The 22,615-nt window shown below is 53.8% G+C and carries 19 protein-coding genes and 1 other annotated feature; of the genes, 9 read left to right on the forward strand and 10 right to left on the reverse strand.

Annotated features, from left to right (window positions below; all coding sequences use genetic code 11):
- Positions 1 to 17: 17 nt before the first annotated feature.
- From acnA to topA, 5 genes are all read right to left on the reverse strand, one after another.
- Positions 18 to 2,693 (reverse strand): aconitate hydratase AcnA, encoded by a 2,676-nt coding sequence (gene acnA, locus C2U53_RS23110; protein ID WP_043000537.1) that lies wholly within the window; start codon positions 2,691 to 2,693, stop codon positions 18 to 20.
- A 333-nt stretch (positions 2,694 to 3,026) separates the two neighbouring features.
- Positions 3,027 to 3,122 (reverse strand): small membrane protein YmiC, encoded by a 96-nt coding sequence (gene ymiC, locus C2U53_RS30445; protein WP_225738869.1) that lies wholly within the window; start codon positions 3,120 to 3,122, stop codon positions 3,027 to 3,029.
- Positions 3,123 to 3,427: 305 nt separating this feature from the next.
- A complete protein-coding gene (locus C2U53_RS23120; RefSeq protein ID WP_212807457.1) occupies positions 3,428 to 3,568 on the reverse strand; it encodes a YmiA family putative membrane protein in 141 nt (46 codons plus the stop codon).
- Between the two features lie 321 nt (positions 3,569 to 3,889).
- Positions 3,890 to 4,864 (reverse strand): HTH-type transcriptional regulator CysB, encoded by a 975-nt coding sequence (gene cysB / locus C2U53_RS23125; protein ID WP_099433057.1) that lies wholly within the window; start codon positions 4,862 to 4,864, stop codon positions 3,890 to 3,892.
- A gap of 216 nt (positions 4,865 to 5,080) precedes the next feature.
- Positions 5,081 to 7,678, reverse strand: coding sequence for a type I DNA topoisomerase (gene topA, locus C2U53_RS23135; protein WP_043000535.1), 2,598 nt, complete (start codon positions 7,676 to 7,678; stop codon positions 5,081 to 5,083).
- Positions 7,679 to 8,073: 395 nt separating this feature from the next.
- On the opposite strand from topA, the gene C2U53_RS23150 reads away from it, so the two are divergent.
- Positions 8,074 to 8,325 carry a YciN family protein gene (locus tag C2U53_RS23150; protein WP_042318668.1) on the forward strand — a complete coding sequence of 84 codons (252 nt, stop codon included), beginning with the start codon at positions 8,074 to 8,076 and terminating at the stop codon, positions 8,323 to 8,325.
- Positions 8,326 to 8,375: 50 nt separating this feature from the next.
- Here C2U53_RS23150 and sohB read toward each other — a convergent pair whose 3' ends face one another.
- A complete protein-coding gene (sohB, locus tag C2U53_RS23155) occupies positions 8,376 to 9,422 on the reverse strand; it encodes a protease SohB (RefSeq protein ID WP_104446503.1) in 1,047 nt (348 codons plus the stop codon).
- 214 nt (positions 9,423 to 9,636) lie between these two features.
- On the opposite strand from sohB, the gene C2U53_RS23160 reads away from it, so the two are divergent.
- The gene (locus tag C2U53_RS23160) at positions 9,637 to 10,398 is read left to right on the forward strand and encodes a YciK family oxidoreductase (RefSeq protein ID WP_044267179.1); all 762 of its coding nucleotides are present in this window, start codon (positions 9,637 to 9,639) and stop codon (positions 10,396 to 10,398) included.
- Positions 10,395 to 10,985, forward strand: coding sequence for a cob(I)yrinic acid a,c-diamide adenosyltransferase (cobO, locus tag C2U53_RS23165; RefSeq protein ID WP_044257724.1), 591 nt, complete (start codon positions 10,395 to 10,397; stop codon positions 10,983 to 10,985). The genes C2U53_RS23160 and cobO overlap by 4 nt, the downstream gene beginning before the upstream one ends.
- A 43-nt stretch (positions 10,986 to 11,028) precedes the next feature.
- On the opposite strand, the gene rluB is transcribed toward cobO, so the two are convergent.
- From rluB to rnm, 3 genes are all read right to left on the reverse strand, one after another.
- Positions 11,029 to 11,904: a 23S rRNA pseudouridine(2605) synthase RluB gene (gene rluB / locus C2U53_RS23170; protein ID WP_043000531.1), complete on the reverse strand. Its 876-nt coding sequence runs from the start codon at positions 11,902 to 11,904 to the stop codon at positions 11,029 to 11,031.
- A 100-nt stretch (positions 11,905 to 12,004) separates the two neighbouring features.
- Positions 12,005 to 12,625, reverse strand: coding sequence for an L-threonylcarbamoyladenylate synthase (locus tag C2U53_RS23175; RefSeq protein WP_043000530.1), 621 nt, complete (start codon positions 12,623 to 12,625; stop codon positions 12,005 to 12,007).
- Positions 12,622 to 13,503 carry an RNase AM gene (gene rnm / locus C2U53_RS23180; protein WP_043000529.1) on the reverse strand — a complete coding sequence of 294 codons (882 nt, stop codon included), beginning with the start codon at positions 13,501 to 13,503 and terminating at the stop codon, positions 12,622 to 12,624. The genes C2U53_RS23175 and rnm overlap by 4 nt, the downstream gene beginning before the upstream one ends.
- A gap of 158 nt (positions 13,504 to 13,661) precedes the next feature.
- Positions 13,662 to 13,756: a sequence feature (Trp leader region), on the forward strand.
- A gap of 23 nt (positions 13,757 to 13,779) precedes the next feature.
- On the opposite strand from rnm, the gene C2U53_RS23185 reads away from it, so the two are divergent.
- The 5 genes from C2U53_RS23185 to trpA are packed head-to-tail and all read left to right on the forward strand — an operon-like array spanning position 13,780 to position 20,309.
- Positions 13,780 to 15,342: an anthranilate synthase component 1 gene (locus tag C2U53_RS23185; protein WP_043000528.1), complete on the forward strand. Its 1,563-nt coding sequence runs from the start codon at positions 13,780 to 13,782 to the stop codon at positions 15,340 to 15,342.
- Positions 15,342 to 16,937, forward strand: coding sequence for a bifunctional anthranilate synthase glutamate amidotransferase component TrpG/anthranilate phosphoribosyltransferase TrpD (gene trpD / locus C2U53_RS23190; protein ID WP_104446504.1), 1,596 nt, complete (start codon positions 15,342 to 15,344; stop codon positions 16,935 to 16,937). The genes C2U53_RS23185 and trpD overlap by 1 nt, the downstream gene beginning before the upstream one ends.
- A gap of 3 nt (positions 16,938 to 16,940) precedes the next feature.
- Positions 16,941 to 18,299 carry a bifunctional indole-3-glycerol-phosphate synthase TrpC/phosphoribosylanthranilate isomerase TrpF gene (trpCF, locus tag C2U53_RS23195; protein WP_104446911.1) on the forward strand — a complete coding sequence of 453 codons (1,359 nt, stop codon included), beginning with the start codon at positions 16,941 to 16,943 and terminating at the stop codon, positions 18,297 to 18,299.
- A gap of 10 nt (positions 18,300 to 18,309) precedes the next feature.
- Entirely contained in the window at positions 18,310 to 19,503 is a 1,194-nt protein-coding gene (trpB, locus tag C2U53_RS23200; protein ID WP_054176246.1) for a tryptophan synthase subunit beta, read from the forward strand.
- A complete protein-coding gene (gene trpA / locus C2U53_RS23205; RefSeq protein ID WP_061070053.1) occupies positions 19,503 to 20,309 on the forward strand; it encodes a tryptophan synthase subunit alpha in 807 nt (268 codons plus the stop codon). Before trpB ends, trpA begins: the two co-directional genes overlap by 1 nt.
- Positions 20,310 to 20,345: 36 nt before the next feature.
- Here trpA and C2U53_RS23210 read toward each other — a convergent pair whose 3' ends face one another.
- Positions 20,346 to 21,809 (reverse strand): GGDEF domain-containing protein, encoded by a 1,464-nt coding sequence (locus C2U53_RS23210; protein WP_043000524.1) that lies wholly within the window; start codon positions 21,807 to 21,809, stop codon positions 20,346 to 20,348.
- A gap of 581 nt (positions 21,810 to 22,390) precedes the next feature.
- Between C2U53_RS23210 and C2U53_RS23215 the strand changes: the two genes are divergently transcribed.
- Positions 22,391 to 22,573, forward strand: coding sequence for a general stress protein (locus C2U53_RS23215; protein WP_044257720.1), 183 nt, complete (start codon positions 22,391 to 22,393; stop codon positions 22,571 to 22,573).
- Positions 22,574 to 22,615: the final 42 nt, after the last annotated feature.

Below are 22,615 nucleotides of genomic sequence, written 5' to 3' on the forward strand. Positions count from 1 at the left end.
GCAGGCTTTTTTACGACTTACTTCAGCATGTTACGAATCACGTAATGTAAAATGCCATCGTTCTGGTAGTAAGTTAACTCGGTCGCGGTATCGATGCGACAACGGCACTGCACCACCTCTTTGTTCCCGTCGGTCCGGGTTAACGTCACCGGCACCGTCGCGCCAGGTTTCAGTTGTTGCAGATCGGCAATATCGATAGTCTCTTCCCCGGTTAGCCCCAGCGTTTTGCGCGTAACACCCTGTGGGAACTCCAGAGGCAGGATCCCCATCCCAATCAGGTTGGAGCGGTGGATACGTTCGAACGACTCTGCAATGACGACGCGAATTCCCAGCAATCGCGGCCCTTTCGCCGCCCAGTCACGACTGGAACCCGACCCATACTCTTTACCAGCAATCACCGCCAGCGGGATGTTCTCCTGCTGATACTGCATAGCCGCATCATAGATAGACAACACCTCGGTGCCAGGCAGATGTCGCGTCATTCCGCCTTCCACACCCGGCACCATTTCGTTGCGAATACGGATGTTAGCGAAGGTCCCGCGCATCATCACTTCGTGGTTACCGCGTCGAGAACCGTAGGAGTTGAAGTCTTTGCGCTCCACGCCGTGGTTTTGCAGATACCGCCCTGCAGGACTATCAGCTTTAATACTCCCGGCCGGAGAAATGTGGTCAGTGGTCACCGAATCCCCCAACATCGCCAGAATGCGCGCGCCGTGAATATCGGTCACCGGTGCTGGCTGCGCCAGCATCTCGTCAAAGAACGGCGACAGGCGAATGTAGGTCGAGTCATTTTGCCAGCCGTAAGTGTCTGAGCGGTCAACATTGATTGCTTTCCACTCAGGCGTCCCTTCGAACACTTCCGCATATTCTTTGCGGAACATTTCTGAAGAGACCAGATCGACGGCGCGGGCAATTTCCTGCGCCGACGGCCAGATATCTTTCAGATAGACCGGATCGCCTTTGCGATCGTGGCCAAGCGGATCTTTCTCCAGGTTGATGTTCATATTGCCCGCGAGCGCGTAGGCAACGACAAGCGGCGGTGACGCCAGCCAGTTGGTTTTCACCAGCGGGTGAATACGACCTTCAAAGTTACGGTTGCCTGACAGCACCGCGCCTACGGTCAGATCGCCCTTCTTAATCGCGGTTTCGATAGGCTCCGGCAGCGGTCCAGAGTTACCAATACAGGTCGTACAGCCATATCCCACCAGATTAAAGCCCAGTTCATCGAGATACGGTGTCAGTTTCGCCTTTGCCAGATAATCTGACACCACTTTCGACCCTGGCGCCAGCGACGCTTTCACCCACGGCTGACGCTTCAGTCCCAGCGTAACGGCTTTTTTCGCCAGCAAACCCGCCGCCATTAGCACGCTGGGGTTAGAGGTGTTGGTACAGGAGGTAATGGCCGAGATGACCACCGCACCGTCAGGAAGCTGATATGACTGTCCGTTTAGCACATACTCTACTGGCCGACGGTCTTTCTGCGCAGTGTTCAGTTCCAGTTCGCTGCTGGCAGCAAAGGCTTTCGGCACATCGCCGAGTGCAACGCGATCCTGCGGACGTTTCGGTCCGGCGAGGCTTGCCTCGACATCATTCATATCCAGTGCCAGGGTACTGGTGAAGATCGGTTCATCACCGGTGTTGCGCCACATCCCCTGCGCCTTCGCGTATTTCTCCACCAGTTCGATTTGGTCTTCACTGCGTCCGCTCAACCGCATATAGTCCAGCGTCACGCCGTCGATCGGAAAGAAACCACAGGTCGCACCATATTCCGGCGACATATTGGCAATGGTGGCCCGGTCAGCCAGCGGTAAGGAATCCAGCCCGTCGCCATAAAATTCGACAAATTTGCCGACTACACCGTGCTTACGCAGCATCTGGGTGACGGTTAACACGAGATCCGTTGCAGTGATCCCCTCACGCAGTTTTCCGGTCAGTTTGAAACCCACCACATCCGGGATCAACATTGAGACAGGTTGCCCCAACATTGCCGCTTCAGCCTCGATACCACCCACGCCCCAGCCCAGAACACCCAGACCGTTAATCATGGTGGTGTGTGAATCTGTGCCGACCAGCGTGTCCGGATAAGCCACCCATTCACCGTCCTGCAATTCGCTCCACACCGCTTTGCCAAGATATTCCAGGTTAACCTGGTGGCAAATACCGGTTCCCGGCGGCACGACGCTGAAGCGACTGAAGGCCTGTTGGCCCCATTTCAGAAACACATAGCGCTCATGGTTACGTTCCATTTCAAGGCGCACGTTCTCTTCGAATGCATCGTCATCGCCAAAATGGTCAACGGTGACGGAGTGGTCGATCACCAGATCCACTGGCGAGAGAGGATTCACTTTCGCCGTATCGCCGCCCAGGCGTTTTACCGCTTCGCGCATTGCGGCGAGGTCCACCACCGCCGGGACGCCGGTAAAGTCCTGCATCAGTACGCGTGCTGGACGGTAGGCAATTTCGCGATCGGCATGGGCATTTTTTAGCCACCCTGCCAGCGCCTGGATATCGTCCTGGGTAACCGAATCGCCGTCCTGCCAGCGCAGCAGGTTTTCCAGTAAGACTTTCAGTGATTTGGGCAGACGGGTGAGATCGCCCAAAGATTTCGCAGCCAGCGGCAGACTGTAATAGTGGTAGGTTTTGTCTTTGGCCTGCAGTGTGTCCTTACTGGCTTCTCGTAGGGTTGACGACATAGCTCCTCCTTAATGACAGGGTTGCGATGCCCTGATTCTCCTCAGGGTGAATATTAAAGATAACACAAACAGAATGTAACGTTTTGATAACAACCCAAATTGATAAAAGAGGAAAAACCGAACGGCGAAGATACAAGTGAGGACGAGCGCGTGTATGAGGGGGAAGAAAACCTCGCCGTAGCGAGGTTTCAGATTGCTGGCAACCTGTAGATTTGTGTTTATGCCGGGTGGCGGCTAAGGCTTACCTGTTCTACAGACTTTTCGATATCAATGTGTTGCTCAGGCCACATATGAGCCTGCTAAGCGTAGCGCCATCAGGCGGAAGGGTTGAGATTAATTCATCACGATCCAGAGCAGTTCAGCCCAAAAGAGCAGCGAGACGGAAAATGCACCCATCCAGGACCAGTATTTCATATTTGCAGTCATCATCGGCTATACCCGTTTTGTTTAATACATTGTGTTGAGACTTTCTCAACGCTTTATTGCTGCGGTGTATAGGTAAAAGCGCACCGTGATAATTTATCGGTACAAAAGAAACGGTAATAAGAATGGTGACGATTATTGTTTCCGTTGATCGTCTTCGTCGAATAACTCAATAAACTTTTGCTGTTGCTGAGTCAGCTTCCAGGATTTGGGAACAGTTTTCACGCACGCGCCTTTTTTCGTTTCTCGTACAGTGTCACCAGAGTGACATGTAGGTAACGACGTCTGTTGTGGGTCGTGAACCTCCATTTTTACCCCCAGGCATTCCAGATCAACAGTGCGATCACGACCCAAAACAGCGCTGAGCCCAGGAAAACCGCAAGCCAGGCTTTGCGTTTCATCTCAGGGTCCCGACGTGGCTCCTGGTTTTCAGACGGCATTGCTAACCTCATACAATCGGCATCACTTATCATTTAAGCACCAACAATCGGTACAATTAATCATCAGATGAGACAAATCCTAATGAAACTTTAGTCAAAAATCCAGTGAATTTACGAATCGTTTCCAGTGAATAAATCAATCTTTTGATCGAAAATAAATATTTGAAAAGGGAAATTTGCGAGGCGGGGAATAAGACACTACTTTACGGTCGATTATCCATAATCATCATGTGGACATTATTATTACGCCAGCCTTAATAAAACCAATGGCGATTTAATTAAAACTTTCGGTATCTCCTGCTAACAAAAGATACCGACCGTTTTCTGTGACGATTACTTTTCAGGTAATTTGATATCTTTAAACATCTCTTCTATTTCTTCGTTCGAGCGCAACGCCACGGCGGTATCCACCACGTCACGCGTCAAATGCGGGGCGAAACGTTGAATGAAATCATACATGTAACTGCGCAGGAACGTGCTGCGACGAAAACCAATCTTTGTCGTGCTGTGGCTGAAGACGTCGTGGGCGTCCACGCGAACCAGATCCGGGTCGGACAGCGGATCGACGGCCATGCTGGCAATCACCCCCACTCCTAAGCCTAAACGCACGTAAGTTTTGATCACATCGGCGTCAGTCGCCGTAAAGACGATACGTGGCGTCAAACCTGCGCGGTTAAACGCGGTATCCAGCTCAGAGCGCCCCGTAAAGCCAAAGGTGTACGTCACCAGTGGATACTGTGCCAGTTCTTCAATGGTCACCGACTCTTTATTGGCCAGCGGATGCTCAGGCGTCACCACAATCGAACGATTCCAGTGATAGCATGGCAACATGACCAGATCGTCATACAGATGCAGCGCCTCGGTAGCGATGGCAAAATCGGCATTTCCTTTTGAAACCGCTTCAGCGATCTGTGTCGGCGATCCCTGGTGCATATGCAGCGACACACGAGGATAGCGCTCAATAAAACCTTTAATCACATTCGGTAGCGCATAACGCGCCTGGGTATGCGTCGTCGCAATATAGAGAGAGCCTTTATCCGGCCAGGTATGCTCACCGGCAACGGACTTTATCGCATCCACTTTGGAGAGCACTTCGCGCGCAATGCGGATAATCTCCTGACCAGCCGGCGTCACCTGAGTCAGATGCTTACCGCTACGGGCAAAGATCTGGATGCCAAGTTCGTCTTCCAGCATGCGAACCTGCTTACTGATACCCGGTTGCGAGGTATAAAGGCCTTCCGCGGTGGAGGAGACGTTAAGGTTGTGATTCACCACCTCAACAATGTAGCGAAGCTGCTGTAATTTCATGTTAAACCATCCAGATTAGCGCCATCAGGTCATCGTTTCAGAGCAGGCAGTGATGCGCTGCTAATACGATTTAATAATAAAAAAGCCGTTAACTATAACCACTATATCATTAATAAACAGGCTGTATAGCGGTGAGTAAAAAATAATAAGTCCGCTATAAAAACAAAAAAAGGGCCGCTTACGCGACCCTCTTCAGCACAACTGCACCGTGGGCGGTTACTTCTTGCCTTCGACCCATTTGCCATCAACAAAGAAGGCAGACCAGCCGGTCGCTTTCCCGTCTTTTTCAGCGGCAACATACTGCTGTTTGGTCTTACGGCTAAAACGCACCAGCGTTTTATTGCCTTCCGGATCCTGTTGCGGCGCATCGGCCAGATAACGCAGTTTTTCTGGCAGACGATCGCGGAAGCGGTATAACTCTTCCACCAGCGGTGCGCGCGTCTCACGGGATTTCGGGAAAGTATTGGCGGCCAGGAAGACCCCGGCAGCGCCATCACGCAGCACGAAATACGCATCCGATTTTTCACACGGCAACTCGGGCAGCGGAACCGGATCTTCTTTCGGCGGTGCAACTTCACCGTTACGCAGGATCTTACGGGTGTTTTTACACTCGTCGTTAGTGCATGCCATGTACTTACCGAAACGCCCCATCTTCAGGTGCATCTCAGAGCCACATTTTTCGCACTCGACGATCGGACCGTCATACCCTTTGATACGGAATTCGCCTTCTTCGATCTCGTAGCCGTCGCAGGTCGGGTTATTACCACAAACATGCAGCTTGCGCTTCGGATCGATCAGGTAGCTGTCCATCGCCGTACCGCACTTCTGACAACGACGTTTGGCGCGCAGGGCGTTGGTTTCCGCGTCATCACCTTCCAGCACGTTCAGGACTTCGTTTTCCGGCACCAGGTTAATGGTGGTTTTGCAGCGCTCTTTCGGCGACAACGCATAACCCGAGCAGCCAAGGAACACGCCGGTACTGGCGGTGCGAATTCCCATTTTGCGTCCGCAGGTGGGGCAGTCGATGCTGGTCAACACCATCTGGTTCGGACGCATCCCGCCCTCTTCCGGATCTTTCTCCGCTTTGTCGAGTTGCTGAGTAAAATCACTGAAGAAGTTGTCGAGCACGCCTTTCCATTCGATTTCGTGATTCGCGACCTGGTCGAGGCTGTTTTCCATCTGCGCGGTGAAATCGTAGTTCATCAGCTCGCGGAAATTCTCTTCCAGACGATCGGTGACAATCTCACCCATTTTTTCCGCATAGAAGCGACGGTTTTCCACCCGCACGTAGCCACGATCCTGAATGGTCGAAATGATCGACGCATAGGTCGACGGACGGCCAATTCCGCGTTTTTCCAGCTCTTTCACCAGCGAGGCTTCGCTGAAGCGCGCCGGTGGCTTGGTGAAGTGTTGAGCCGGGATCAGTTCAACCAGAGACAGCGCATCACCTTTATTCACCGCCGGCAGCGTCCGGTCTTCATCACCTTTACGCAACGCGGGCATCACTTTCGTCCAGCCGTCGAAGCGCAGAATACGACCGCGCGCCTTCAGACGAAAATCACCCGCACCCACGGTTAGGGTGGTGGAATCGTACTGCGCCGGGGTCATCTGACAGGCGACAAACTGACGCCAGATCAGCTGATACAGTTTTTGCGCGTCGGCTTCCATATCCTTCAGCGTTTCCGCCAGTACGGAGACGTCGGAAGGACGAATCGCTTCGTGGGCTTCCTGCGAATTTTCTTTGCTGGCGTACTGATTCGGACTTTCCGGCAGATATTTCTTGCCGAAATTGTCGCCGATGTAACCGCGCACCATATTCACGGCATCCTGACTCAGGTTGGTCGAGTCGGTACGCATATAGGTGATGTAGCCCGCTTCGTACAAACGCTGCGCCATCATCATGGTCTTTTTCACGCCAAAACCGAGACGCGTGCTGGCCGCCTGTTGCAGCGTGGAGGTGATAAACGGCGCGCCCGGCTTGCTGCTGGTCGGCTTGTCTTCACGTTCCAGAACGCTGTAGCGCGCTTTCTCCAGCAGGCTTACCGCCGCAAGCGTCTGCTCACGGTTTTCCGGACGAAACGGCTTGTCGTTCTGATGGGTCACCTGCAAAGGCAGCGCATCGCCGGAAGGCGTGGTGGTATTGGCATCAATTTCCCAGAACTCTTCCGGTACAAACGCTTTAATCTCGCGCTCACGCTCAACGACCAGACGCACCGCCACGGACTGAACGCGACCGGCTGACAGACCGCGAGCAATTTTTTTCCATAACAGCGGCGAGACCATATAGCCCACCACGCGATCCATAAAGCGACGTGCCTGCTGAGCGTTAACCCGGTCAATGTTCAGTTCGCCCGGCTTTTCAAACGCCTGACGAATCGCATTCTTGGTAATTTCGTTAAACACCACGCGACTGTAACGCGTGTCATCACCCCCGATCACTTCCCGCAGGTGCCATGCAATGGCTTCCCCTTCGCGGTCAAGGTCGGTTGCGAGATAGATGTGGTCGGCCTTTTCAGCCAGTTGTTTCAGTTCAGAGACGACCTTCTCTTTACCGGGCAGCACTTCATAGTGCGCATCCCAGTTGTGCCACGGGTCAACGCCCATACGGTTGACGAGCGCGCCACGTTCATCCTTTTTGGGCTTTTTAGCCGTTTTGGTGGAGGTAGAGTCGGCGCTCTTTTTAGCTGCTGAGCCACTGGTCGGCAAGTCACGGATATGACCGACGCTGGACTTAACCACGTAGTCATTACCCAGATACTTGTTGATCGTTTTGGCTTTTGCCGGGGACTCAACGATGACAAGAGCTTTACCCATATTCACCTTTACCTAAATTGATTCTTCCAGGAATGCGTCGCACGTTGATACACCATCCACTGGCGACGAGCCACGGATATGGTCCCTGCGTCTGCGGATATCAACCCCTTGTACTGACTCTGTACACTAAATAGCCAGGTGACTGAGTTGACAGGTTTTTTCGCACAGAGGCGCTATAGCACGACGGAATTTCGGTCGAATGTCAAGCAAATCTGTTGCCTGGTTGACGAAAGCGTCACACTGTACCTGATAAAATTCGTTACGCAACTTTATTAGCATGCAAAACTAAATCCTGCCAGTCAGCAAAGGTTGACAACCCCTTGTACACACTGAGGGAATATTTGCCCAAAAGAGTCGGTCGGCGTAGACTAATGCCCTTGTTTAAGGAGTAAAAAATGCGCAAAGAGACACAACCTATCGATCGCGAAACGCTGTTGATTGAAGCCAACAAAATCATTCGTGAGCATGAAGATACGCTGGCGGGCATTGTTGCCACCGGTGTGACCCAGCGAAATGGGGTGTTGGTCTTCAGTGGGGATTACTTTTTAGACGAGCAAGGTTTACCCACGCCAAAGAGCACTGCCGTGTTCAATATGTTTAAACATCTGGCGCATGTACTTTCTGAAAAGTATCACCTGATTGATTAAAGCAAAAACGCGAGGCCTTGGAGCCTCGCGTTTTTCATTAATACCGTCTCTTACATCAACGGTTTTTGTCCGCGCTGCCACCAGCGCAGGAGCAGCCGATCGGCACTTTCCGCGGCACTGCCTGTCACCCGATCGACCAGTTTCTTCCGTTGCAGATAGCGAACGTTCAGCACCTCTCGTCCTTCCATCAGCCCAAGGATCACCTCGTCGCTGGTATTTATCTCATCAATGAGCCCTTTCTCCAGCGCCTGCTGTCCGTACCAGTGTTCACCCGTCGCAACCTGTTCAATGTCCAGAGTCGGACGCATACGATGGACAAAATCTTTAAACAGGTGATGGGTTTCGTTTAAATCCTCACGAAACTTCTGCCTCCCTTCTTCGGTGTTCTCACCCAGCAGCGTCAGCGTCCGTTTGTACTGTCCGGCGGTATGCAACTCGATATCGATATCCTTGCCTTTCAGGAAACGGTTGAAGTTGGGGATCTGCGCAACCACGCCAATCGAACCGACAATCGCGAAGGGTGCGGAGACAATTTTGTCCGCCACACAGGCCATCATGTAACCGCCACTCGCCGCGACTTTATCCACGGTCACGGTCAACGGGATCTTTTTATCGCGTAAGCGTTGCAGTTGTGATGCGGCAAGGCCGTAGCCGTGCACAACGCCACCAGGGCTTTCCAGACGCACCACCAGCTGGTCCTGCGGTTTCACCACCGCCAGTACGGCCGTCACCTCTTCACGCAGTGAACTGACCTCGTGGGCATCCATACTGCCTTTGAAATCCAGCACCCAGACGCGCGGTTTATCCGACGTGTCGCTGTCGCCCCGTTTGGCTTTTACTTTGGCGGCTTTCACTTCCTGCTTATGCTTTTTCTTTTGCGCTTTATGCCAGAGTTTCTGTTGATGGCTATCGAGCAGCGCCATCGCCAGTTCATCCTTCATTTCTTTATATTGTTCGCTGAGGTTGGTAACCCGCAGTTCGCCACGCTGGCGCTTACGTTGGGCAACATTCACGATAATGGTGGCAATCGCCGCGATAGCCAGCACAACGGTCACGATTTTTGCTAAAAACAAGCCATATTCAGACAACAATTCCACACGTCCCACCTTGGTTAAACAACTTAGCGTCGGCTCAGTGTACATCAGGTGTAATGCGTCGTCTCGCGGGATATGCGGATGGATAAAAGTATGACAAAGTGTTCATTTTAGGGCGTTATCGCCGTTGGCTGATTGAAATTGAGTCCTGTTTCAGGCATAAACCCGACACACCAACGAGAAGCAGAGCGACCAGGCATGTCGCCGAGGAGTCCCCATGCATTATCAACCGAAACAAGACCTCCTGCAGGATCGCATTATTCTGGTGACCGGCGCCAGCGACGGCATTGGCCGTGAAGCGGCCCTGACCTACGCTCGCTACGGCGCCAACGTCATTTTGCTCGGCCGTAATGATGAGAAATTGCGCCACGTCGCCGACAGCATTACCCAGCAAACGGACCGCCAGCCGCAGTGGTTTACACTCGATCTGTTAACCTGCACCGCTGATGACTGTCATCAACTGGCGCAGCGCATCGGCGGACAGTATCCGCGACTGGACGGCGTCTTACACAATGCCGGTTTACTGGGTGACGTCTGTCCGATGATCGAGCAGGACCCGCAGGTCTGGCAACAGGTTATGCAGGTCAATGTCAATGCAACGTTTATGCTGACCCAGGCATTGCTTCCTTTATTACTTAAGTCAGATTCCGGATCATTAGTCTTCACCTCCTCCAGCGTGGGCCAGCAGGGTCGTGCTAACTGGGGCGCCTACGCGGCCTCTAAATTTGCTACCGAAGGCATGATGCAGGTGCTGGCAGATGAGTACCAAAACCGTCCGCTACGCGTGAATTGCATCAATCCGGGCGGCACCCGTACCGGGATGCGCGCCAACGCCTTTCCAACGGAAGATCCGCAAAAACTCAAAACACCCGCCGATATTATGCCGTTGTACCTGTGGCTAATGGGCGACGACAGCCGCCGCAAGACCGGCATGACCTTCGACGCCCAACCGGGCCGCAAACCAGGAATCGCCCAATGAGTGAAGAACGCTATCAACAGCGCCAGCAGCGCGTGAAGGACCGGGTTGACGCCCGGGTAGCCCAGGCCCAGGACGAACGCGGCATCGTGATTGTCTTCACCGGCAACGGGAAAGGAAAAACCACCGCCGCCTTCGGCACCGCCACTCGCGCAGTGGGACACGGTAAAAAGGTTGGCGTGGTGCAGTTTATCAAGGGGACCTGGCCCAACGGCGAGCGTAACCTGCTGGAGCCGCACGGCGTTGAATTCCAGGTGATGGCGACCGGGTTTACCTGGGAGACGCAAAACCGCGAAGCTGACACCGCAGCCTGTCTGGCTGTATGGGATCACGGCAAACGCATGCTTGCCGATCCGCAACTGGATATGGTGGTGCTGGACGAACTGACTTATATGGTGGCATACGACTATCTGCCGCTTGAAGAGGTGATTAACGCGCTGAATGCGCGCCCGTCTCACCAGACGGTGATCATCACCGGTCGCGGCTGCCATCGGGATATTCTCGAACTGGCCGATACCGTCAGTGAACTGCGACCGGTCAAACATGCCTTTGAGGCAGGGGTCAAAGCCCAGATGGGGATTGATTATTAAAAAAAGGCCCCTCGGGGCCTTTTAGCAATTACGGAATAGCGAATTAACCGTTGTTATTACGACCGCCTGCACGGCGACCGCCGCTCACCTGGCTGTGACGCTTCACGGCACGGCGAATCTGATTTGCCTTCATGCGGCGACGATCTTTCTCTACCGCCACTTTCGAGGTGGTTTCCGGCTCCAGTTCCACCAGCTCACGCAGATAGTTGGTCTGGGCGAGATCCAGTTCCGTCCAGCCGCCGCGCGGCAGACCTTTCGGCAACGGAATATCACCGTAGCGTACGCGAATCAGACGGCTTACCTGCACGCCAACGGCTTCCCACAGGCGACGCACTTCACGGTTGCGCCCTTCGGTCAGGGTGACGTTGTACCACTGGTTGATCCCTTCACCACCGCTGAACTTGATGGTCTTGAACGCTGCCGGACCGTCTTCCAGCTGCACGCCACGGCTTAGATCGCGCAGTTTAGCATCGTCAACCTGGCCAAAGACACGCACCGCGTATTCACGTTCAACTTCACGGCTCGGATGCATCAGGCGGTTTGCCAGTTCACCATCGGTAGTGAACAGCAGCAGACCGCAGGTATTGACGTCCAGACGCCCTACCGCAATCCAGCGAGCACCGCGCAGTTTCGGTAAGCGATCAAACACCGTAGGACGACCTTCCGGGTCGTTACGCGTGCACAGTTCACCTTCCGGCTTGTAATAGGCCAGAACGCGACAAATTTGTTCCGCCGACTCTTTCACTGAAATCAGGTGACCGTCGATACGAATTTTCAGGCCGGGAGTCACTTCAACGCGATCGCCCAGCGTGGCAATTTTGCCGTCTACGCTGACGCGACCTGCTGCAATGATGGATTCAATTTCACGGCGGGAGCCGTGGCCAGCGCGCGCCAGCACTTTCTGTAACTTTTCGCTCATAGAGCTTCCTTTAGCTGTCGCCTTCACAGGCGTCGAACAGGAGAATCAACGGCGCTTCTCAGCGCCATTTTAAGGCCGCGTAGTATACAGAGTTGCGTCCTTATAAGAAAGGTTTAACGTCTCCGACGCCTTCACGCAAGACAACCGGAGAATCATCGGTTAAATCAATCACCGTTGTGGGTTGCTGGCCCAGATAACCGCCATGAATAATCAGGTCCACCTGCTTTTCCAGTCGATCTTTAATTTCTTCCGGATCGGACTCGGTAAAATCACTGCCTGGCAGCATCAGCGAGGTAGAGAGCATCGGCTCGCCCAGCGTCTGCAACAGTTCGAGCGCGATCGGGTTCGACGGCACGCGCAGACCGATGGTTTTACGTTTTTCCTGCAACAATCGACGCGGTACCTCTTTCGTCCCCTTCAGGATGAAGGTGTAGTTACCCGGCGTATTGTTCTTGATCAGGCGAAAAGCCACGTTGTCGACAAACGAATAGGTCGACAGTTCGGACAGATCGCGACACATCAGGGTGAAGTTATGTCCATCCGGCAACTGGCGAATACGGCAAATCCGTTCCATCGCGCCTTTGTCTTCAATTTTACAACCGAGCGCGTAGCCGGAGTCGGTTGGATACACAATCACCCCGCCCTTACGCACAATCTCAACCGCCTGGTTGATCAGGCGCTGCTGTGGGTTATCAGGATGAATATAAAAAAACTGGCTCATACTTCCCTCACTGTGGTGTTCTGTGGCTGCTCCCACGTCTGCCAGACGCCTTCAACGCCTGCCGGCAGCCAGAGCTTGCGACCCAACTCGATCCACGGGCAAGGTTGATGAAAATCAGATCCTTGCGATGCCCATAGCTGATGCTGGCGGGCGAGCGTAGCCAGTTGCGTGCGCTCATTCGGGGACTGTTGGCACTGCGCGACTTCCATCGCATCACCACGATGTTGCGCAAAATACGCCACCAGCCTTTTCAGCCACTTAGCGCTAAGATCATACCGCCCAGGATGGGCCAGTACCGCCTTACCGCCAGAATGATGAATGACATCAATAGCTTGTTCTATTGTACACCACTGTGGCGGAACGTATCCTGTTTTCCCGCGCGCGAGATACTTTTTAAACACATCCGCCATGGTGGTCGCTTTACCACACTCCACCAGATAACGGGCGAAATGGCCACGGGTCACCGCGCCGCCATCGGCCAGGCGCAATGCCCCTTCCCATGCGCCGGTGATGTGCGCTTTTTCCAGGCGGTCAGCGATGAGCCGCGCCCGCTGCTGTCGGCGTTCCGTCTGTTGCGCCAGAAACGCGCACATCGCCGGATTTTCAATATCAATGTTCAGACCCACAATATGGATTTCGTGGTTTTCCCAGACCGTGGAGATCTCAACGCCAGGGATCAAAGTCAGCTCAAGGCCAGAACGTGAAATTTCTTCGCTTGCCGCGGGGATCGCGGCTGTGGTGTCATGGTCGGTAATCGCCAGCGTGCCTACACGCATCTCGACGGCGCGGTGGACTAGCGCTTCTGGCGTCAGCCGGCCATCGGATGCCGTGGTGTGACTGTGCAGGTCATAAATCACTGCATAATTCGTGTCGCTCAAGGCGAACTCCCGTCTCTCAAAAATAGTCTTTCCTGCGCATCATAACGGTTCCGGCAAATTTACTGAAATCAGGTGTTGACAACAACCCATCGAACTAGTTAACTAGTACGAAAGTTCACAAGCAAAAGGGTATCGAAATGAAAGCAACGTTTGTTCTGCACGGTGGGTGGCGCACTTCCTGATTTCGGGCAGTGTATTTCGCGTGTAGATCGCCACCAGATACCCGGCCCGCCAACAGCGCGGGCTTTTTTTTGAACAAAATTAATGAGAATAACCATGCAGACATCAAAACCGACACTTGAACTCATTACCTGCGATGCCGCCTATCGCAAAAACCCGACGGAATTGTTCCACCAGGTTTGCGGCAATCGTCCGGCAACGCTGCTGCTGGAATCTGCGGATATCGACAGCAAAGACGACCTTAAAAGCCTGTTACTGGTGGATAGCGCGCTACGCATCACCGCTACCGGTGACACTGTCACTATTCAGGCCTTAACTGACAATGGCGCCGCACTGTTGACATTGCTCGATGCCGCCCTGCCCGCAGGCGTTGAAAATGAACGCCAGGACGCAGGTCGCGTGCTGCGTTTCCCGCCAGTCAGCCCATTATTAGACGAAGATGCACGCCTGTGCGCACTCTCGGTCTTTGACGCCTTCCGCCTGCTGCAGGGACTGGTGAACGTCCCGGCGCAAGAGCGCGAAGCGATGTTCTTTGGCGGTCTGTTTGCGTACGATCTGGTTGCCGGTTTTGAAGATTTACCACAGCTTGAGGCTGGCAACCGCTGCCCGGATTACTGTTTCTATCTGGCGGAAACGCTTGTGGTGATCGACCACCAGAAACAAAGCTCCCGCATTCAGGCCAGCCTGTTCAGCGACAATGAGGCGGAAAAACAGCGTCTCACCGCACGTCTGGCACGTCTGAGCCAGCAGTTGACCGAACCTGCGCCGCCATTGCCGGTCGTTTCCGTGCCACAAATGCGCTGTGAATGTAATCAGAGCGATGAAGAATTTGGCGCAGTGGTTCGTTCAATGCAGAAAGCGATCCGCGCCGGGGAAATTTTTCAGGTGGTCCCGTCCCGCCGCTTCTCACTGCCCTGCCCGTCGCCGCTAGCGGCCTATTACGTGCTGAAGAAGAGCAACCCCAGCCCGTACATGTTCTTTATGCAGGACAACGATTTCACCTTGTTTGGTGCGTCGCCGGAAAGTTCACTGAAATACGATGCCACCAGCCGCCAGATTGAAATTTACCCGATTGCCGGTACGCGTCCTCGTGGTCGTCACGCCGACGGAACGTTAGATCGCGACCTCGACAGCCGCATTGAACTGGAGATGCGCACCGACCATAAAGAGCTTTCCGAGCATCTGATGCTGGTTGACCTGGCGCGTAACGATCTCGCCCGAATCTGTACGCCAGGCAGTCGGTACGTGGCAGACCTGACGAAGGTTGACCGTTATTCTCACGTTATGCACCTGGTCTCTCGCGTCGTCGGCGAATTACGCCACGATCTCGATGTCCTGCACGCCTACCGCGCCTGCATGAACATGGGCACGCTGAGCGGGGCACCGAAAGTGCGGGCAATGCAGTTGATTGCCGAAGCCGAGGGCCGTCGACGCGGCAGCTACGGCGGTGCAGTCGGTTACTTCACCGCGCACGGCGATCTGGATACCTGCATTGTGATTCGCTCCGCGCTGGTGGAAGACGGTATCGCCACCGTCCAGGCGGGTGCCGGTATTGTGCTCGATTCTGTTCCCCAGTCAGAAGCCGACGAAACCCGTAACAAAGCGCGCGCGGTCCTGCGTGCCATTGCCACCGCGCACCACGCACAGGAGACTTTCTGATGGCTGACATTCTGCTGCTCGACAACATCGACTCATTCACCTATAACCTGGCAGATCAGCTGCGTACCAACGGTCATAACGTGGTGATTTACCGTAACCATATTCCGGCTCAGACTCTGATTGAGCGTCTGGCCACCATGAAGAACCCGGTTCTGATACTGTCTCCAGGCCCTGGCGTACCCAGTGAAGCAGGCTGCATGCCGGAACTGCTGACCCGTCTGCGCGGCAAGCTGCCAATTATCGGTATCTGCCTGGGCCATCAGGCGATTGTCGAAGCCTACGGCGGCTACGTCGGACAGGCCGGCGAGATCCTGCACGGTAAGGCATCCAGCATTGAACACGATGGACAGGCTATGTTTGCCGGTCTGACGAATCCGCTGCCGGTTGCCCGCTATCACTCTCTGATCGGTAGCAATATCCCCGCCGGCCTGACCATCAACGCCCATTTTAACGGCATGGTGATGGCGGTTCGTCATGATGCCGATCGCGTGTGCGGCTTACAGTTCCACCCGGAATCCATTCTGACCACCCAGGGTGCACGTCTGCTTGAGCAGACGCTGGCCTGGGCGCAGCAGAAGCTGGAGCCGACCAATACCTTGCAGCCGATCCTCGAAAGACTGTATCAGGCACAGACCCTGAGCCAGCAGGAAAGCCACCAGTTGTTCTCCGCCGTGGTACGCGGTGAACTGAAACCGGAACAGCTGGCTGCCGCGCTGGTCAGCATGAAGATTCGCGGCGAGCATCCGAATGAGATTGCCGGTGCGGCAACCGCCTTACTGGAAAACGCTGCGCCGTTCCCCCGCCCTGATTATCTGTTCGCCGATATCGTTGGCACCGGCGGCGACGGCAGTAACAGCATTAATATTTCTACCGCCAGTGCATTTGTCGCGGCGGCATGCGGCCTGAAGGTGGCAAAACACGGCAACCGCAGCGTTTCCAGTAAATCCGGCTCATCAGACCTGCTGGCCGCCTTCGGTATCAATCTCGATATGAATGCCGACCGATCGCGTCAGGCGCTGGACGAACTGGGCGTTTGCTTCCTGTTTGCCCCGAAATATCACACCGGATTCCGTCATGCGATGCCGGTACGCCAGCAGTTAAAGACCCGTACGCTGTTCAACGTACTGGGGCCGCTGATTAACCCGGCGCATCCGCCGCTGGCGCTGATTGGCGTTTATAGCCCTGAACTGGTTTTGCCGATTGCCGAAACCCTGCGCGTGCTGGGTTACCAGCGTGCCGCGGTCGTACACAGCGGCGGAATGGATGAAGTCTCTCTGCATGCGCCGACCATTGTGGCGGAGCTACATGACGGCGAGATCAAAAGCTATCAGCTGACGGCAGATGACTTTGGCCTGACCCCTTACCACCAGGAACAACTGGCAGGCGGTACGCCGGAAGAAAACCGTGACATTCTGACACGCTTACTACAAGGTAAAGGTGACGCCGCCCATGAGGCAGCCGTTGCCGCAAACGTCGCAATGTTAATGCGACTGCATGGTGAAGAAGATCTCAAGGCTAATGCGCAAACCGTTCTCGAGGTCTTGCACAGTGGTTCCGCTTATGACCGAGTCACCGCTCTGGCGGCAAGAGGGTAAATGATGCAAACCGTTTTAGCGAAAATCGTCGCAGACAAGGCGATTTGGGTGGAAGCCCGCAAACAGCAACAACCGTTGGCCAGTTTTCAAAACGATGTCCAGCCCAGCTCGCGTCACTTTTATGACGCCTTACAGGGCGCGCGTACGGCTTTTATTCTGGAGTGTAAGAAAGCCTCCCCGTCTAAAGGCGTGATCCGCGATGATTTCGATCCGGCGCGGATTGCCGGGGTGTATAAACATTACGCCTCCGCCATTTCCGTTCTGACGGATGAGAAGTACTTCCAGGGCAGTTTTGATTTCCTGCCGATCGTGAGCCGCATCGCGCCGCAGCCGATTTTGTGTAAGGACTTTATTATCGACCCTTACCAGATTTACCTTGCGCGCCACTATCAGGCCGACGCCTGTCTGCTGATGCTTTCGGTCCTCGACGACGAGCAGTATCGCCAGCTTTCTGCCGTGGCGCACAGCCTCAAAATGGGCGTGCTGACAGAAGTCAGTAATGAAGACGAACTGGAGCGCGCCATTGCGCTTGGCGCGAAAGTGGTCGGGATTAACAACCGCGACCTGCGCGACCTGTCGATTGACTTAAATCGTACGCGCCAACTGGCGCCGAAACTGGGCCAGGGTGTGACGGTGATTAGTGAATCAGGGATCAACACCTACGCTCAGGTTCGCGAGTTGAGCCATTTTGCCAATGGTTTCCTGATTGGTTCCGCACTCATGGCGCATGACGATCTTAACGCCGCCGTACGCCGTGTTCTGCTGGGCGAGAATAAGGTCTGTGGCCTGACGCGTCCAGAAGATGCCAAAGCCGCCTGCGAGTCTGGCGCGATCTATGGTGGACTGATTTTTGTCCCTTCATCACCTCGTTTTGTCAATATTGAACAGGCCCGCGAAGTGCAGTCCGCCGCCCCGCTACAGTATGTTGGCGTATTCCGCAATCACGACATCGCCGACGTCTGTGAAAAAGCTGTACAGCTTTCACTGACAGCCGTACAGCTGCATGGCCGCGAAGATCAGGCGTATGTTGATGCGCTACGCGCCGCGCTGCCTGAAAACGTACAGATCTGGAAAGCGCTGAGCGTCGGTGACACTCTCCCGGCCCGCGATTATCAGCATGTCGACAAATACGTGCTGGATAACGGCCAGGGCGGCAGCGGTCAGCGTTTTGACTGGTCGTTACTGCAAGGACAATCGCTGGATAACGTATTGCTGGCAGGCGGTCTTGGCGCGGATAACTGCGTTGAGGCGGCTAAAACCGGCTGTGCCGGTCTCGATTTTAATTCAGGTGTAGAGTCAGAGCCGGGCATCAAAGATGCACGCCTTCTGGCCTCGGTATTTCAGACACTGCGCGCATATTAAGGAAAAGGACATGACAACATTACTCAATCCCTATTTTGGTGAATTCGGTGGCATGTATGTGCCGCAGATTCTGATGCCTGCTCTGCGTCAACTGGAAGACGCGTTTGTCAGTGCGCAAAAAGATCCCGAATTTCAGGCCCAGTTTACCGACCTGTTGAAAAACTACGCAGGGCGTCCCACCGCGCTGACCAAATGTCAGAACATCACCGCCGGGACCAATACCACGCTGTACCTGAAACGTGAAGATCTGCTGCACGGCGGCGCGCATAAAACCAACCAGGTGTTAGGTCAGGCATTGCTGGCAAAACGCATGGGTAAAACCGAGATTATTGCGGAAACGGGCGCGGGCCAGCACGGGGTGGCTTCGGCGCTCGCCAGCGCCCTGCTCGGCCTGAAATGCCGTATCTACATGGGGGCGAAAGACGTTGAGCGCCAGTCACCAAACGTCTTCCGTATGCGTCTGATGGGTGCGGAGGTGATTCCGGTTCACAGCGGTTCAGCCACGCTGAAAGACGCCTGTAACGAGGCGCTGCGTGACTGGTCTGGTAGCTACGAAACCGCGCACTACATGCTCGGCACCGCTGCTGGCCCGCACCCGTTCCCGACCATCGTGCGTGAATTCCAGCGCATGATCGGTGAAGAAACCAAAGCGCAGATCCTCGAAAAAGAGGGTCGCCTGCCGGACGCGGTGATCGCCTGCGTGGGCGGCGGTTCCAACGCCATCGGGATGTTTGCCGATTTTATTAATGAGCCAAACGTTGGGCTGATTGGTGTAGAACCGGGTGGTCACGGGATTGAAACCGGTGAACACGGTGCGCCGTTGAAGCACGGTCGCGTCGGGATCTATTTTGGTATGAAAGCGCCAATGATGCAGACCGATGAGGGACAGATCGAGGAGTCCTACTCCGTCTCTGCGGGTCTGGATTTCCCGTCCGTCGGCCCACAGCATGCGTACCTGAACAGCATTGGTCGTGCCGACTACGTGTCGATCACCGATGATGAAGCGCTGGACGCCTTTAAAACGCTCTGTCTGCACGAGGGCATTATCCCGGCGCTCGAGTCGTCACACGCCCTGGCCCACGCGCTGAAAATGATGCGTGAGAATCCGGAGAAAGCGCAACTGCTGGTGGTTAACCTTTCCGGTCGTGGGGACAAAGACATTTTCACCGTACACGATATTCTGAAAGCGCGAGGGGAAATCTGATGGAACGCTATGAAAGTTTGTTTGCACAACTAAACGATCGCAAGGAAGGTGCCTTTGTTCCCTTCGTGACCCTCGGCGACCCTGGCGTTGAACAGTCGCTGAAGATTATCGATGCCCTGATTGAGGCAGGTGCAGATGCGCTGGAGTTAGGGATCCCTTTCTCCGATCCGCTCGCTGATGGCCCGACCATTCAGAGCGCCACGCTGCGCGCGTTTGCCGCTGGCGTCACGCCGACCCGTTGTTTTGAGATGCTGGCCGCCATCCGTGAAAAACATCCGACCATTCCCATTGGTCTGTTGATGTACGCGAATCTGGTATTCAGCAAAGGTATTGACGCGTTTTATGCCAAATGTGCCGAGGTCGGCGTGGATTCGGTTCTGGTCGCCGACGTGCCGGTGGAAGAGTCTGCGCCATTCCGTCAGGCGGCGCTGCGCCACAACATTGCGCCGATTTTCATCTGCCCGCCCAATGCCGATGATGACCTGCTGCGCCAGATCGCCTCTTATGGCCGGGGTTATACTTATCTGCTGTCTCGCGCAGGAGTGACAGGCGCAGAAAACCGCGCTGCGCTGCCTTTGCATCATCTGGTAGAGAAACTGAAAGAGTACAACGCCGCGCCTGCTTTACAGGGCTTTGGTATTTCCGCACCGGAGCAGGTGTCTGCCGCCATTGACGCAGGCGCCGCTGGCGCGATCTCCGGTTCCGCGATCGTCAAAATCGTTGAGAAAAATGTCGAGCAGCCTGATCAGATGCTCGCAGAACTCAAATCATTCGTCAGCAGATTAAAAGCCGCTACCCGTCAGTAATACCCAAAGACCGCCAGTCTCGCGCTGGCGGTCCCATTATTTAGCCTGCTTCATTTTGTACATCTCGCCATCTGCATACTGAATGGCATCATCAATGCCCTCAGTCACTTCGGCTACGCCCCATGAGATGGAAAGCGGCACCTGCGTCTCCTTCACGAGAAACTGATACTCATTGATTTGCTGGGTGATACGTTCCGCGATGGCGACCGCATCGCTCGTTTTCGCCTTATACAGCACAATCACGAACTCATCTCCCCCGGTGCGAATCACCAGATCGTCACTGGTGCGGGTATTGGACAACATCCGGTTGGCAATAATCTGTAGCGCTCTGTCCCCGGCAACGTGTCCCCAGGTGTCGTTAATTGCTTTGAATTTATTGCAATCAACCAACACCACCGAACTGTCAGAGAGATCCCGCCGCTTGATGATGTCGAGAATTTTACGGTTGAAACAGCCCGTCAACGAGTCGATGTAGACTTTCAGATCGCTCTCATTTAGCCAGGATTTTAACCCCATCATGATCAGTACAAAGAAGAACGGTGCCATCAGGATCAGCAACCCCGCCTGGGTGTCATGCATCGCAAACCCACTGAGCGAGATAGCGTAGTGAATGACATATTTCTCAGAGAGCACTTTGAAGGCAATTTCCGGACGCTTTTTACATTCCCCCCACAGACAAAGCGACTGCTGATTCAAAGTATTCACCAGCGAAACGTTCAGCCCATGCGGCACCTGTCCATCAAAGGCGTCGCGTAATGCCTCCTGAAGTTCCGGCTTCGCATGATCGTAAACCAGATAGCCAAGGATATGGTCGGAAATCTCAGTACGCGAGAGGTCATAAATATAACTCACGACGCTAAAGGCTTTCTCATCCGTGATTTTATCGTTATAAAAATCAGTGGAGCTTAAGGCCTTCGTTTTGACACTCTTTTCCAACAGGCGGGTATAAAAATCGACGGGAGGTAAAAAGAAGTCGGAGATATTCTGCGCCATTTGCGACGTACGATAATTAAACGCTTTGGTGTCAGTCGGCGTAAACCAGTAAAAATAGCTCGCATCCTCGGCAATAACGTAGCGATGAGCATCGAAATTTCCGGGGTTAAGCGCATTCACCCTACCGCGAATAAACTCAGCGGCGGTATACATGCACAGTGCGTTCAACGTCGGTTCACGCGCCACCATCGCGCCCGATGCGGAGTGAATGCGTTTCCTGTCGGCGTTAATTCCCCAGACCCTTCCACGAGGGAGAAATAGTGACATGGCACCACACTGATCGGCGGCTTTGATCTGCCGGTAGCGCACGCCGGTCGCATCCGCGATCATTTCATTATCATTGAAGATATCAAGCATCCGCGTTTGCAGGCGGTTCATTCCTTCATTGACTGCTGCCAGTCGCTGCTCATAAATAATAAACAAGAAAAGTGATGTAAATAGCAGCGTGGTTAGCGCTGAAATAATAAGTGCCTGTCTGTTTCTTAAACTGTCCTGCACGATTTTCACTAAGGCACCCTGAGCATCAACACGCTGTTAACACTACGTTATTCGATTTTAAGAAGGCAGTACAGGTCTCACGGGAGAATCTCGCCCTTCTGTCAGACGACTTGTGAGTAGAACCGCCCCGCTACAAATAATTTTAGTCTACCTGCGCCGCTTTACGTGGTGCGCAAACACTCAGCGTTAGCCTGTCATCAGGCTGAAAGAGCGGTTTTGATGCCTGCGTCCTCTGGGTTGTAGCACAGATCTGCGACCAGGAATATTCTTAAAGAGACAGTCTTATGATTATTTACAATGTCAGCCCATCCACATAAATGTAAATTTACGTCAATTACATTAACAGTATTAATATAACCACACATTATGATACCATGAGTTATTAATAGAATAGTGAATTATAAGGCGTTAAGTCGCTCATTTCTAAAGGGCTACATTATTATTTTCTGATGGCTGCACCACATTATATTTCCCCCTCGTGACAAATCCGTAACAATTTGACTATCCCGGGATAGCGACTAATTTTAGAAAGGTACCGACACCGGTCACAAATTAACATTTATGTTTACCAACGAAACAGGAGAAATAACATGGCCGAACATCGTGGTGGTTCTGGAAATTTCGCCGAGAATCGTGAAAAAGCATCAGAAGCGGGCCGTAAAGGTGGCCAACATAGCGGCGGAAATTTTAAAAACGATCCGCAACGTGCTTCTGAAGCAGGTAAAAAAGGCGGCCAAAACAGCCGTGGCGGAAATAAATCCGACAAATCGTAGACATCCTTTTTTTTTATAATTTTTAAGATTTATCGTTTACGA

Origin of the sequence: Citrobacter sp. CFNIH10 (assembly GCF_002934585.1) — a bacterium.
Lineage (GTDB): Bacteria > Pseudomonadota > Gammaproteobacteria > Enterobacterales > Enterobacteriaceae > Citrobacter_A > Citrobacter_A amalonaticus.

Excerpts from the sequence above, each read along its gene's own strand:
- acnA (WP_043000537.1), bottom strand. The coding sequence starts at position 2,693 with ATGTCGTCAACCCTACGAGAAGCCAGTAAGGACACACTGCAGGCCAAA.
- ymiC (WP_225738869.1), bottom strand. The coding sequence starts at position 3,122 with ATGATGACTGCAAATATGAAATACTGGTCCTGGATGGGTGCATTTTCC.
- C2U53_RS23120 (WP_212807457.1), bottom strand. The coding sequence starts at position 3,568 with ATGAGGTTAGCAATGCCGTCTGAAAACCAGGAGCCACGTCGGGACCCT.
- cysB (WP_099433057.1), bottom strand. The coding sequence starts at position 4,864 with ATGAAATTACAGCAGCTTCGCTACATTGTTGAGGTGGTGAATCACAAC.
- topA (WP_043000535.1), bottom strand. The coding sequence starts at position 7,678 with ATGGGTAAAGCTCTTGTCATCGTTGAGTCCCCGGCAAAAGCCAAAACG.
- C2U53_RS23150 (WP_042318668.1), top strand. The coding sequence starts at position 8,074 with ATGCGCAAAGAGACACAACCTATCGATCGCGAAACGCTGTTGATTGAA.
- C2U53_RS23160 (WP_044267179.1), top strand. The coding sequence starts at position 9,637 with ATGCATTATCAACCGAAACAAGACCTCCTGCAGGATCGCATTATTCTG.
- cobO (WP_044257724.1), top strand. The coding sequence starts at position 10,395 with ATGAGTGAAGAACGCTATCAACAGCGCCAGCAGCGCGTGAAGGACCGG.
- rluB (WP_043000531.1), bottom strand. The coding sequence starts at position 11,904 with ATGAGCGAAAAGTTACAGAAAGTGCTGGCGCGCGCTGGCCACGGCTCC.
- C2U53_RS23175 (WP_043000530.1), bottom strand. The coding sequence starts at position 12,625 with ATGAGCCAGTTTTTTTATATTCATCCTGATAACCCACAGCAGCGCCTG.
- C2U53_RS23185 (WP_043000528.1), top strand. The coding sequence starts at position 13,780 with ATGCAGACATCAAAACCGACACTTGAACTCATTACCTGCGATGCCGCC.
- trpD (WP_104446504.1), top strand. The coding sequence starts at position 15,342 with ATGGCTGACATTCTGCTGCTCGACAACATCGACTCATTCACCTATAAC.
- trpCF (WP_104446911.1), top strand. The coding sequence starts at position 16,941 with ATGCAAACCGTTTTAGCGAAAATCGTCGCAGACAAGGCGATTTGGGTG.
- trpB (WP_054176246.1), top strand. The coding sequence starts at position 18,310 with ATGACAACATTACTCAATCCCTATTTTGGTGAATTCGGTGGCATGTAT.
- trpA (WP_061070053.1), top strand. The coding sequence starts at position 19,503 with ATGGAACGCTATGAAAGTTTGTTTGCACAACTAAACGATCGCAAGGAA.
- C2U53_RS23215 (WP_044257720.1), top strand. The coding sequence starts at position 22,391 with ATGGCCGAACATCGTGGTGGTTCTGGAAATTTCGCCGAGAATCGTGAA.